General features: G+C 74.7%; 10 protein-coding genes. 5 read left to right on the top strand and 5 right to left on the bottom strand.

Features of this window, described 5'->3' with window-relative positions; all coding sequences use genetic code 11:
* Positions 1 to 3: 3 nt before the first annotated feature.
* Both ACQPYA_RS06870 and ACQPYA_RS06865 read right to left on the bottom strand, forming a co-directional pair.
* Entirely contained in the window at positions 4 to 1,191 is a 1,188-nt protein-coding gene (locus tag ACQPYA_RS06870) for a S8 family serine peptidase (protein ID WP_433531801.1), read from the bottom strand.
* 10 nt (positions 1,192 to 1,201) lie between these two features.
* Positions 1,202 to 1,729 (bottom strand): sigma-70 family RNA polymerase sigma factor, encoded by a 528-nt coding sequence (locus tag ACQPYA_RS06865; protein ID WP_433531800.1) that lies wholly within the window; start codon positions 1,727 to 1,729, stop codon positions 1,202 to 1,204.
* Positions 1,730 to 1,885: 156 nt separating this feature from the next.
* On the opposite strand from ACQPYA_RS06865, the gene ACQPYA_RS06860 reads away from it, so the two are divergent.
* Together ACQPYA_RS06860 and ACQPYA_RS06855 are read left to right on the top strand one after the other, a co-directional pair.
* Positions 1,886 to 2,908 carry a hypothetical protein gene (locus tag ACQPYA_RS06860; protein WP_433531799.1) on the top strand — a complete coding sequence of 341 codons (1,023 nt, stop codon included), beginning with the start codon at positions 1,886 to 1,888 and terminating at the stop codon, positions 2,906 to 2,908.
* 2 nt (positions 2,909 to 2,910) lie between these two features.
* A complete protein-coding gene (locus ACQPYA_RS06855) occupies positions 2,911 to 4,917 on the top strand; it encodes a hypothetical protein (protein WP_433531798.1) in 2,007 nt (668 codons plus the stop codon).
* 24 nt (positions 4,918 to 4,941) lie between these two features.
* On the opposite strand, the gene ACQPYA_RS06850 is transcribed toward ACQPYA_RS06855, so the two are convergent.
* Together ACQPYA_RS06850 and ACQPYA_RS06845 are read right to left on the bottom strand one after the other, a co-directional pair.
* Entirely contained in the window at positions 4,942 to 6,129 is a 1,188-nt protein-coding gene (locus ACQPYA_RS06850; RefSeq protein ID WP_433531797.1) for an RICIN domain-containing protein, read from the bottom strand.
* Between the two features lie 187 nt (positions 6,130 to 6,316).
* Entirely contained in the window at positions 6,317 to 6,736 is a 420-nt protein-coding gene (locus ACQPYA_RS06845; protein ID WP_433531796.1) for a zf-HC2 domain-containing protein, read from the bottom strand.
* Positions 6,737 to 6,928: 192 nt separating this feature from the next.
* Between ACQPYA_RS06845 and ACQPYA_RS06840 the strand changes: the two genes are divergently transcribed.
* Positions 6,929 to 7,756, top strand: a complete 828-nt coding sequence (locus ACQPYA_RS06840; RefSeq protein WP_433533401.1) for a DUF72 domain-containing protein — start codon at positions 6,929 to 6,931, stop codon at positions 7,754 to 7,756.
* Between the two features lie 59 nt (positions 7,757 to 7,815).
* On the opposite strand, the gene ACQPYA_RS06835 is transcribed toward ACQPYA_RS06840, so the two are convergent.
* A complete protein-coding gene (locus ACQPYA_RS06835) occupies positions 7,816 to 8,835 on the bottom strand; it encodes a hypothetical protein (RefSeq protein WP_433531795.1) in 1,020 nt (339 codons plus the stop codon).
* Between the two features lie 345 nt (positions 8,836 to 9,180).
* On the opposite strand from ACQPYA_RS06835, the gene ACQPYA_RS06830 reads away from it, so the two are divergent.
* Together ACQPYA_RS06830 and ACQPYA_RS06825 are read left to right on the top strand one after the other, a co-directional pair.
* Positions 9,181 to 10,191 carry a LacI family DNA-binding transcriptional regulator gene (locus tag ACQPYA_RS06830; protein WP_433531794.1) on the top strand — a complete coding sequence of 337 codons (1,011 nt, stop codon included), beginning with the start codon at positions 9,181 to 9,183 and terminating at the stop codon, positions 10,189 to 10,191.
* Positions 10,192 to 10,265: 74 nt separating this feature from the next.
* Complete coding sequence (locus ACQPYA_RS06825; RefSeq protein WP_433533400.1) at positions 10,266 to 11,891, top strand: FAD-dependent oxidoreductase; 1,626 nt, start codon at positions 10,266 to 10,268, stop codon at positions 11,889 to 11,891.
* Positions 11,892 to 11,901: the final 10 nt, after the last annotated feature.

The raw sequence follows: 11,901 nt of genomic DNA, 5'->3' as shown, positions 1-11,901 counted from the left end.
CGGTCAGGCGGGCGGCCGGGCCGGCCGGTTCCGCCGCCAGCCGCCGCGGATGCTAAAGACGGCGGCCACGAGCAGGGTCAGCGTGCCGATCGCGGCGGTGACGACCCGGGCGCGGGCGAGCGCGCCGTCCGGCGGCGGGGCGACCGGAACGACGACCGGCGTGACGCCGTGCCGGACGGACCGGGCCCCGGCGTCGGGATCGATGGCGGCGACCGCGCTGTAGGGGTCGACGGTGCCGACCGCCACGCCCGGCGGATGTTCGGCGGTGGCGAGCAGCCGATTCCGTACCTGTGCCGCGTCGAGATCGGGATGGTAGGCGCGGAGCAGCGCTGCGGCGCCGGCCGCGTAGGCGGCGGCGACCGCCGATCCGTCCGCCGTGTAGACACCGGGGCCCTGCGGCCCGGGGACGACGGCGCCGACCCCGGGGGCCAGCACGTCCGGGCCGCCGTCCGGTGCCGGCTGCTGCCGGGGCCGACCGTCGATGTCGATCCCGCCGACGGCGAGGACCGCCGGGTGCCCGGCGGGGAACCAGGCCGGTGGCGGCTGTCCGGCCACCGTCGCGGCGCGGTCGTTGACCGGCGCGACGACCAGCACGTCCACGCCGGTCGCGCGGGTCACCGCGGCGCGCAGGGCGCCGCTGTCGGCGGGCACGCCGGTGCCCAGGACGACGATGTCGGCGCCCCCGGCGACCGCGGCGTCGATGCCGTCGGCGAGGGCCTTCGCGGTGGTCCTGCGCTGCGCGTCGATCACCCGGACCGGCAGGACGGTCGCCTCGGGCGCCATCCCGAAGACGGTGCCGCCAGGCTGGTCACGGCCGGCGACGATGCCGGCCAGCGCGGTGCCCCGGCCCAGGCAGTCGGAGCGCGCGGGGCCACCGGAGACGACGTCGCGGCCGGGCAGCACCGCGCCGGTCAGCCCGACCGCGGTGGCGCTGACCCCGGAGTCGAGGACCGCCACCACCACGTCCTCACCCCGGCTCAGCGGCCACACCTGGTGGGGCGCCAACCGGGCCAGCGGCCAGGAGATCGGCCCGCCGGCCGGAACCGGGGAGGGGCCGAGACAGCCGTCGGTCACCGTCGGTAGCTCGGGCGGGTCGACCGGGTCGGCGGCGGCCGGCGGTGCGCCCGCCACCACCAGTCCGAGCGCCGCGCAGGCTGCCGCGACGGACCTCGCGGCGGTACGGGGTCGCATGTGCCGCCCCCTACCGGTCGAGCTGGGCGCGCAGCGCCTGCTTGGCGTAGTACGCCCGGGACTTCACGGTGCCCAGCGGGATACCCAGCAGCGTCGCCAGCTCGGTCGGGGAGCGGCCGTAGAAGTAGAGTTCGAGCAGCACGACCCGGTGCTCGACGCTCAACTGGCGCAGGGCGTCCCGGACGACGTGCGCCCCGACCACCTCGTCGATCCGGTCCTCGCCGGCACAGATCCGGGTGAGGTCCTCGGCCATCACCTCGGTCGGCCGGGCCCGACGGGCCCGGAGCATGTCCACGACCAGCCGTCGCGCCACCGTGAAGAGCCACGGCCGGAAGATCGCAATGTCAGCCGCCTCGTTGCGCAACAGGTGGCGCCAGGCCCGCAGGTAGGTCTCCTGCAGGATGTCCTCGGCCAGCAGGCGGTCGCCCAGGGTGAGCTTGACCAGGTAGTTGAGCAGCGCCACGCTGTGCAGCTTGTGCAGGGTGTGGAGCTTCACCTCGGCGGATTCCGAGGCCACGCAACCGGCCGTCGCGATCATGTTGCCCTCCGTATCAGTGACTGACCCGACGGTCCCGCGTGCTGGCCGACGAAACATCGCAGAGGGCAGTGATTCTTTACAGCGAGATGAACCTTCTGTGCCCGCGCGACGAAGTAGGGGTCACGAAGTACGCCAACGTCCGATCGGGAGGCGGGTGTGTCGGTCGCCGCGTTCCACCACTTGCTGCTGCGGGTCGCCGGATGGGTTCCTGACGAACTGGTCGCCACCGCCCGGGACCGACTCGCCCGGGGCGCCGCCGACGAGGTGGCGGCGATCGTGGACCATGCGCGGGCCACCGCCCGGATCCCGCTCTCCGAATCCGACCTGGTGTTGCTTTCGGCCGCCGGTGAACCGGCGGCCGATGCCGGGGCACGGCACTCCGGCCTCCCGCCGGTCTCGTTCAGCACCACCGATCCGGCGCGGCCCGCCCCCGGAACGGGCCCGGCGCCACCGGCCGATCTCGGGCCGGCCGCCGCGGCCTGCGTCGCGGCGGTCGAACTGGAGTCGGAGGGTACGGCCCGAGCGGTGTGGCAGGTGTGGCGGGCGCCGGACCGGGCCACCGGCTATCCCCCGCCGAAGCAGCTCTTCCTCGTCCTGGCCGTGGCGGACGGCGAACTCCTCGCCATGACCGCGGCCCGGTTGCAGGAGGTGCTGTCGCACGCGGGCGAGCCGGCACCCCAGGTGGAGGTCTTCGCCGCCCCGCTGCTGCTGCCGCCCTATCAGCGGGCCGCGCTGGCGAGTGCGACGCTGATCTGGGCCAGCGACCCGACCGGTGCGCTCGCCCGGACCGACCCGGCGGCGCTGACCCGCCCCCGAGTGGCCCGGCTGCTCGACCCGGGCACCCCGCCGGGGGTGGGCCGGCAGGCGCTCTCGGAGGGCGAACGCGACCGGGTGCTGGCCTTCCTCACCGGCGGCTCCCCGATCGTCAGCACCACGTCCACCATGGACGACGTCCTGGACGGCACGCCGGGGGTGGTCCCGATGGGCTACCGCTCCGACGGGATCTGGGTCTGGCCGGACGGGCTGGTCCACTACCTCCGTCGCCACTCGATGGCGCCGGAGGCCGACCTCCTCCACCACATCAGGGCCGCCGGCTACCGGGCCGTTCCGGTCGTCCCCGTCGTGGCCCACCAGGCCCTGGATGCGCTCACCGTGGCCGGGCGGGACGCGCCGTGGTGACCATGGCCACCGGACGTCCGGTCCGCGACGAGGCCCCGCCGGTCCGATTCGAGGAGATCCACGGAGCGCTGCTGCTGCACACCGGCAGCAAGCAGGCGGCGGCGCTACGGGCCGTGACGACCGCGCTCGCCCGGGCCCACCCGGAGACGGTCGTGGTGACCTCACCGGCGGTGACCGGCCGGGCCGACGTCTACCGGCTCGTCGCCGAGGCGCTCGACCGCACCGCTGCGGCCCGGCCGGCTGTACGGCTGGTGCTGCTCGGGGAGGGGCCCGACCGGGCGGCACGGATCTCCGGGATCCGGGAGGTCGCCACCCGCCTCGGCCGCCCGGTCACCGGCCCGCTCGGCCGGGTCACCGTCGCCGCCGACGGGACCTGCGTCAGCCGCACCGAGCCGGCCGCGCCCGACGACAGTCCACTGGGCTGGCACACCCGGAGCGCTGCCGGCGACGGTCACGACGAGGCACCCTGGTCACCCACACCGGCCTGGCCGGAGACGCCGGCACCGCAACGCTGGCACGGACCGGGGCTGGTCGCCCGACCCGTACCGGCCGGGTTGTGGCTGCTGCCACCCGGCACCCCGGCCGAGTGTTCGGGGACGGTCGAGAGCCTGCCCCGCGAGGCCGACGCCGCGACGCTCTTCGTCGGCGGTTGCGGCCGGCCCGTGGCGGTCGACGACCTCGTCGCCGCGGTGGCCGCCCTGCGTCCCGACCCGGCGACCCGGCTGGTGCTGCTGCCCGGCGCGCTGCCGGCCGGCACCGGGCTCGCCGCCCTCGCCGACCTGCCGGTACGGCTCCGGTGCGCGGTACCGGCCCGGACCGGCGCCGGTCGACGGCTCGTGCCGGTCACCCCGGACGGTGTCGTGCTGCCAATCGACGCCGTCACCGCGCCGCCCGAACGCGCCGGAGTGACCGCGCCGGACCCGGGCGATACGCCCGCCCCGACGGGCGTTCCACCGGTCCCCGAGCCATCGGCCGCCCCCCGGGCCGCCCAGGCCCGGGGAAAGGTCGCCGGCCGATCCACCGCGGCGGGTTGGTCGTTCCTGCCGGACGGATCACCGCCGCTCGGTTTCGTCGCCGCCATCGCCACCACCGTCATCGAGGTGGCCGCCGGCCGGCGCGGGTTCACCGTGGACGGCACGACGATCGGCGCGGTGGGCCTGGCCAGCCTGCTGCTGGAGGCGGGCATCCCGGCCCGCATGCCGCTGGTCGTCGTCGATCCGGACACGGCCGTCCGGGCCGCGCTGCTCGCCGACCTCGCGACCGCCTGGGGTGCCACGGTGTACGCGCCGTCCGGTCCGGCCGCGTTGACGGTGGCCGGTGCGTTGCTCGCCGCCGGTGGCTTCACCGCCCATCCCCCCGGTGCCGCCGCCCGACCGGTGGGCCCGGTGCTGCCGACCGCCTGCGCCAGCACGCTGGCGGCTCTCGCGGCCCGGATGACCCCGCGCCCGCCCGACGGCCGGCGACGCGTCGGTCGGCGGATCAACGGCCACCACCGGCCGGCCGAGGAGGTCACCGCCGGGGAACCGGGCGACCGGGACGACGGCAGCTCCGGCGGTACGGACCCGGCGCTGATCGCGCTGCGCGCGTGGGCCGGCGGCGGCCCCGCCGGGGCGGCGACCGCCCTGGCGCTGGCGCGGATGCCACTGGTGTTCGGGCCGGTCTTCGCCACCATCGACCGGCCCGAGATCGGCTACGCACCCGGCGTCGAAATCGTCGAGCCCGGATTCGTCCGGGCACGGCTCTCCCCCGGCCCGCCCACCACCGACGGGCTGACCTGCGTCATCTGGTCGGCCTCCGGCCGCCACCTGGACGCCACCTTCTCCGCCGACGGGCCGGCCTGCGTCTTCGCCCCGGGCAGTCGGTTCCGGGTGCTCGGCGTCGACGCGGGCGACCCCACCGTGGTCTACCTGGCCGACCTGGCCACCGACCGGCCCTTCGACGTCGAGGATCTGCTCAGCCGGTTGCGGGCCAGCCGGGGAGATCGGACCGCCCCACCACCCGCTGCCTGAGCAGGCGACCGTCGGCCCACCCGGTCACGGCACCTGGACGAGCCGCCACGTCTGGTTGACGTTGGGGTTGGCGGGATCGGCGTTCCACTGCTGTACGGCCACCCCGTCGGCGGTCCCGCCGTCCCGAATGTCGAGCAGGAACCCGCTGGTCATGTTTTTGATCGAGTATCGGTTGCCGCCCAGTCCGGTGAAACACCAGATCTGGTTCGGGTTGCCGTTGTCGTAGCTCCACTGCTGCATCTGCACGCCGTTGACGGAGGTGCCGTCGGTGTTGTCGAAGGCCTTGCCGCTCCGCACGTTGACCAAGTGGTAGCAGCCCGACCGGCCGGTGAGGATCCGCCAGTGCGCGGCGGTGTCGCCCGCGTTCGCGCTCTGCACCACCCGTGCGCCGTCCGCACCGGAGCCGCCGCTCACGCCGGCCGACTTCCCGGTGGCGTAGCTGACCAACCGGACGGTGATGTCGGCCCGTGGGGCGGCGTACGCCGGTGCGGTGGTGGTGGCGGGCGGCGCGACGGCGCGCGACGCGGCCGGGGTCGGCCGGGCGGCACCTGCGCCCGGCTGGCTGCTGGTGCGCGGCGCGGCGGTGCGCCCGGCGTCTCCGTTCGCACCGGTGTCGTCACCGCGGCCACGCCCGTCCCCGCCATCGGGCCCGGCACCGTCGCTCCCGGCCGGTGTGCCCTCGACGGTGGGCGGGACCTCGACGGTGGGCGCGGCCGACGGGAGGTCGGCCGGCTCGGTCGGCGGGCTGACCGGAGGCGGGCCATCCGGGGTGGTGCCCCCGGCCGGCGGCGTGACGCCGAGTTGCCCGGAGGACCCGTGCCCGGCGGTCAGGCCGACGGCCGCCGCGACCAGGACGAGCGTCCCGGCGACGACCAGGAGCTTCGCGGGCACCGCGCGGAGCCGCTGGCGCGGTGCCCGGGCCGGGCTTCCCCGACCGGCCACCACCGGCCCGGCCGACGCACCCGGCACGTGCGAAGCGGCTGACCGCGTCGGCCCGGCCGACCCCGTCGACCCCGTCGACCCGGCTGGACCGGTCAGCGCACTGGCCGCAGCGCCGGGTGCCGGTTGGTCGGGGGCCGGTTCGAGGGTGACCTCGTCCGGGTCGAGTCCGCCGAGAATCCAGCCGCCATGCGACTCGTCGTGGTCCGCCCCGGCCGCGTGTTCCCATTCGGCGGCCTGCTCCCAGGAGTCCTCGCTGGAGTTGTCCCTCACGCCGCAGCCTCCACGTCCTGTCCTGGTCCTGGCGGCCGGCCTGGCAGCCGCCACCGCCGGGCCCCCGCGCCACTTACCGGGCCCCCGCGCCACTTACCGGGCCTCCGCGCCACTACCGGGCTCCCGCGCCACTGCCACTACGTGCCGGAGCGGTCCCGGGTTCACCGGGTGGCGTTCCGGCTGCGGATCACAGCGCCGAGGCGACCAGGGCGAACGCGACGGTGGCCAGGGCCACGCCGACGAGCAGCACCAGGGCGGGCCGGAGCACCCGGCGGAACCGGCCGCGGCGCGGGGCCGGTGGAAGCGCACCGCCTCGGGCCACCGGCGCACCGCACCCGGATGGCGCCAACCCCGGCTCGGCGCCCACGATCGGGCTGGCCTCCGCCTCCGGCCCGCCCGTCTCAAGCTCACGGACCGTGCTCGCCGGCAGGGTCGCGACGGAGACCGCCACCTCGCTCAGCCCCGCCGTCACGGCTCGGCACCCGGCGCAGCGCAGCAGGTGCGCCTCGACCTCGAACTCCTCATCGGCCGGCAGGAAGCCGAGCAGGTAGAGGGCCAGCCGTTCCCGCCCGCCGTCGCTGCCGGCGACACATCGCTGCGCGCTCATCCGGTGGCTGTCTCCCGTTCGATTCGGCCGAGCCTGGCTGTCGACCCGTACTCCGGTTGAGAGTGCCGGACGGTTCGATCTCTCAGCTAATCTTCCCGGACCAGATACGGTACGTCGGCGGCTTGGACCCTCTGGCCGGCCAGCCGACGGTCACGGGCGGGGGGGCGCATGCGGCTGCACGTCGGGTGTGCGATGTGGACGCACCGGTCGTGGCAGGGCCGTCTGCTGGCACATCCCCTGCCGGTGCACGAGCGGCTGCGACACTACGCCGGCTGGTGCGACGCGGTCGAGGGGAACACGACGTTCTACGCCACCCCGGCCCGGGACACCGTGGCCACCTGGGCGCAGCAGACCGACCCCGACTTCCGGTTCGTGGTCAAGCTGCCGAAAGTCGTCACGCACGAACGCCGACTGACCGAGGTGACCGAGCCGATGCGGGCCTTCCTGGACGCGATCGAGCCGCTCGGCCCGCGCGCCCACGCCCTCTGGGTGCAGCTGCCCGGCTCGTTCGGGCCGGAGGACGTACCCACCCTGGCCCGGTTCCTGCGCCGGCTGCCGGCCGGCCAGCGCTCCGCCGTGGAGGTCCGGCATCCCGGGTTCTTCACCGATCCACGCGCCGCGCAACTGCTGGAGGCCGCGCTCGGCGAGGTGGACGCCGAGTGGATCCCCTTCGACACCACCGCGTTCTTCACCATCCCGCCGACCAGCGACGCGGAACGGGACGCCTGGACCAAGAAGCCCCGGATGCCGCTGCGTACGGTCGCGCTGACCGACCGGCCGATCGTCCGGTATCTCGGCCGCGACGACCCGGACCGGACCGTCGAGGGGTGGCAACGCTGGATCGACGTCACCGCCGGGTGGCTCCGCGAGGGCCGCTCGCCGACCGTCTTCGTCCACACCCCGGACAACGCCGACGCGCCCACCCTCGCCCGCCGCTTCCACGACGAGGTACGCGCCCGCGTACCCGGGCTGGCGCGGTTGCCCGAGCCGATCCCGGTCGCGCCCACCACCCTGTTCTGAGCCCTGGGACAGGTGGACGGGGATGGGGTCCGGATGGGCCCATCCCCGTCCGGGCCCGGTCAGACGGCGCGGGCGATGCAGATGCGGGCGCTGAGCCGGGGACCGGCCTCGTAGACCATGTACGAGACGCCACCGTCGGTGCCGAAGGCGGGCGCGGCGACCCGGCCGTTGTCCGAGGCGATCGGGGCGTGGAAGACCCCCAGGTGCACCTCCCGGTCGAAGTTGTTGCCGACCTCGGTGAGCCGGATCCGGCCGTCGTTGCCGTGGTACGCCACGTAGCTGGTGCCGTTGCGCTTGAGCAGGTGCGGGCTGGAGATGTCGGTGAGCCCGTCACCGGCGGGCGAGATCAACGGGTTCGGGGCGAACTGCCACTGGTCCCAGCCGTTCGGCGACCAGCCCCAGAAGATCTTGCGAGTGCCGGGGCGGATGGTGTGCGCGCCCATGAAGAGCATGACGTACTTATTGTTCCGCCCGGCCACCTGGTGCTCGAAGACCCGGGCGTACGAGGTCTCGGTGGTGTTCGGCACCAGGCGGGTGCTCAGGATCGGCGTCTCGTTGGTGAAGGTGATGCCGTCGCGGGAGCGGGCCACCCGGGTGGTGAAGTTCTCGCCGTGGAAGTAGAGGAAGAACTCCCGGCTGGAGGCGTTCCACACCACGTGCGGTGAGGAGACGTGGCTGACCGTGGTGGTGGGCAGCACCCGGTCGACGATCGGATTGCCCGGGTGCTCGGTGTAGGGGCCTTCGAGCCGGTCGGCGTAGGCCAGGCAGATGCCGCCGGGCGCGTCGTGCGGGGCGTAGTAGAGGTAGTACCGCCCGCGCGCGCCGGAGATCTTGTCGTAGACCCCGCGCACGCAGGGAAAGATCATCTCGCCGGTGGGGTTGTAGGCGAGCCGCCCGGCGAACGCGTCGCGGACGTACCGGTAGTTGGGGAAGCCGGCCGGGCCGGCGAGGGCGGGGCCGGCGGCGAGCGTGCCGCCGAGCGCGGTGCCGGCCGCGGTGGCGGTGCCGAGCAGGGCCGCGCCGCGCAGCACGCCGCGGCGGCTCAGCGCGGCGGATCGGGGCGGGGTTCGGTCGTCCATGGGGGTCTCCGATCGTGAGGGGGGATGCTCGTCGATGGCGGAGCTGGGGACTGGTGGCAAGACGGTGGCGGCGCGGATGGGCACCGGTCACCGGCGACCGCCAGTAACCGTGCGTGAGATCGCGTTCCACAGCGGAGCGAGCCTCGTGATCGATGAGTCTGCGGCCGGACGAGGGCGAGCGTCAAGGCGATAATACGAATTATCAAGCGCAGGCGTCGGGAAGATTTTCCATCGCCGGGGGTTGACGGCAGGCCACGGCCGGTCGCAGGATTTCACACCAACGTAGCTAATGCGTATTAGCGCAGAAACGAATGGACACGGAAAGTGACCGGATCGCGTAGGCGGGTGACCCAGCAGGACATCGCCCGGATGACCGGCGTCAGCCAGGCCACCGTCTCCCTGGTGCTCAACGGCCGCGACGACGGCAACGTCCGGATCGCCCCGGAGACCCGGGAGCGGGTGCTGGGCGCGATCCGGTCGACCGGATACGTCGCCGATCCGGTGGCCCGGCGGCTCGCCGACCGGCACAACCGGATCCTCGGCGTCTTCACCTACGAGCCGGTCTTCCCGACCGGCACCGGCGACTTCTACCACCCGTTCCTGGTCGGCATCGAGGAGTCGGCCGAGCGGCTCGGCTGCGACCTGCTGCTGCTCACCAGCGCCCCGGTGGTCGACGGCCGGCGGCGGATCTTCCACGACGACAACCGGCTGCGGCTGGCCGACGGCTGCGTCCTGCTCGGCCGCTCGCTGGACCAGGACGAGCTGGGCCGGCTGGTCGCCGAGGGACACCCGTTCGTCTCGGTCGGCCGGCGCGACGACGCGGGCGGGCCGGTGCCCTACGTCGGCGCGGACTACCCGGCCGCCACCGCCGCCGTGGTCCGGCGGGCGGTCGACGCCGGGCACACCAGGCTGGCGTACCTCGGCCAGGGGGCCGGCCCCGAGTCGCACGCCGACCGGTACGCCGGCTACCGGGCCGCCCTCGACGCGGCCGGGCTGCCGAGCCGGCACGAGACCACCGACCGGGCCCCCGCCGACCTGCTCGACGCGCTGCTCGCCGCCGAGGTCACCGCGGTGGTGGTCGAGGAGTACGCCGACGGCGTCGCCCTCGCCGCCGTCGCCCGCGACCGCGGCCTGACGGTCCCCGCCGACCTCTCCATCCTGGCCCTGGGCGACCCGACCCGGCCGGCCAGCAGCGACCTGGAGTTCACCGGTTTCCGGATCCCCCGCCGGGAGATGGGGTGGCAGGCCGTCGAGCTGCTCACCGGGCTGCTCGCCGGGGTGCCCGACACGGCGACCCAGCGGCTGCTGCCGTGCCAGCCGGTCGACGGCGCCACCCTCGCCCCACCCCGCCGCTGACCACCGACCCCCGGCCGCCGCGCACTGCGCCCGGCGGCCCCGACCAACCCCTGAGAGGACGGACCGTGCCCGAGATGCAGGCCGAGGTACTGATCGTCGGCGGTGGGCTGGGTGGCGTGGCCGCCGCCCTGGCCGCGCTGCGCGCCGGCCGGACGGTGCTGCTGACCGAGGAGTACGCCTGGCTCGGCGGGCAGCTCACCAGTCAGGCCGTGCCGCCGGACGAACACTCCTGGGTGGAGCACTTCGGGATCACCGCCAGCTACCGGGAGCTGCGCGACGGCATCCGCGAGTACTACCGGCGCTGGTACCCGCTCACCGACCGGGCCCGGCGGGCCACCGCGCTGAACCCCGGGGCCGGGCACGTCAGCCGGCTCTGCCACGAGCCCCGGGTGGCGGTGACGGTGCTGGCGGGCATGCTGGCGCCGTACCGGGGGTCCGGGCGGCTGCGGGTGCTCCAGCCGTACCGGCCGGTGGCCGCCGACACCGACGGCGACCGGGTCACCGGGGTCACCGTGGCCCACCGGCACACCGGGGAGCGGATACACCTGACCGCGCCGTACGTGCTGGACGCCACCGAGACCGGCGAACTGCTGCCGCTGACCGGCACCGAGTACGTCACCGGCTTCGAGTCCCGCGCCGACACCGGCGAGCCGAGCGCCCCGGAGCAGGCGCAACCGGCCAACATGCAGGCCGCGTCGGTGTGCTTCGCGGTCGACCACGTCGACGGCGACCACACCATCGACAGGCCCGCCGCGTACGACTTCTGGCGGGCGTACCGGCCGCCGTTCTGGGGGGACCGGATGCTGTCGTTCCGCTCCCCCAACCCGCGCACCCTGGAGATCTCCGAGCGCAGCTTCACCCCGAACCCGGACGACGACCCCTGGCTGGTCCAGGCCGACCAGCGGGTCAACCCCGGCGACGGCAACCTGTGGACGTTCCGGCGGATCGCCGCCCGGCGCAACTTCACGCCCGGCGCGTACGACAGCGACATCTGCCTGGTCAACTGGCCGATGATCGACTACTTCGAGCAGCCGGTGATCGACGTGCCCGATCCGGACGCGCAGATCGCGGCGGCCCGCGAGCTGTCCCTGTCGGTGCTGTACTGGTTGCAGACCGAGGCGCCCCGCACCGACGGCGGCACCGGCTTCCCCGGGCTGCGACTGCGCGGCGACGTCACCGGCACCGGCACCGCCGCGACCGGCGGGGACGTCACGCACAGCGGCCTGGCCCAGGCCCCCTACATCCGCGAGTCGCGCCGCATCCGCGCCGAATACACGGTCGTCGAGCAGGACCTCTCGCTGGAGATCCGCGGCGACAAGGGCGCGGTCAGCTACGCCGACTCGGTCGGCGTCGGCATGTACCGCATCGACCTGCACCCCTCCACCGGCGGCGACAACTACATCGACGTGGCCTCCTGCCCGTTCGAGATCCCGCTCGGCGCCCTGATCCCCCGGCGGGTGGAGAACCTGCTGCCCGCCGGGAAGAACATCGGCACCACACACATCACCAACGGCTCCTACCGCCTGCACCCCGTGGAGTGGAACGTCGGCGAGGTAGCCGGCCTGCTCGCGGACTTCTGCCTGGCCCGGCGGGTCACCCCCCGCGCGGTGCGTTACACCCCCGGCCTGCTGGCCGACTTCCAGAACCGCCTCGCCGACTCCGGCGTCGAGCTGCGCTGGCCCGACATCGCCGGCTACTGAGGAAGGACAT

Origin of the sequence: Micromonospora sp. CA-263727 (assembly GCF_050942455.1) — a bacterium.
GTDB lineage: Bacteria > Actinomycetota > Actinomycetes > Mycobacteriales > Micromonosporaceae > Micromonospora.
This window is presented reverse-complemented; position numbering and strand designations above follow the sequence as displayed.

Bases quoted from the DNA above. Each gene is read 5' to 3' on its own strand.
- ACQPYA_RS06870 (WP_433531801.1), bottom strand. From the start codon at position 1,191: ATGCGACCCCGTACCGCCGCGAGGTCCGTCGCGGCAGCCTGCGCGGCG.
- ACQPYA_RS06865 (WP_433531800.1), bottom strand. From the start codon at position 1,729: ATGATCGCGACGGCCGGTTGCGTGGCCTCGGAATCCGCCGAGGTGAAG.
- ACQPYA_RS06855 (WP_433531798.1), top strand. From the start codon at position 2,911: ATGGCCACCGGACGTCCGGTCCGCGACGAGGCCCCGCCGGTCCGATTC.
- ACQPYA_RS06845 (WP_433531796.1), bottom strand. From the start codon at position 6,736: ATGAGCGCGCAGCGATGTGTCGCCGGCAGCGACGGCGGGCGGGAACGG.
- ACQPYA_RS06840 (WP_433533401.1), top strand. From the start codon at position 6,929: ATGTGGACGCACCGGTCGTGGCAGGGCCGTCTGCTGGCACATCCCCTG.
- ACQPYA_RS06835 (WP_433531795.1), bottom strand. From the start codon at position 8,835: ATGGACGACCGAACCCCGCCCCGATCCGCCGCGCTGAGCCGCCGCGGC.
- ACQPYA_RS06825 (WP_433533400.1), top strand. From the start codon at position 10,266: ATGCAGGCCGAGGTACTGATCGTCGGCGGTGGGCTGGGTGGCGTGGCC.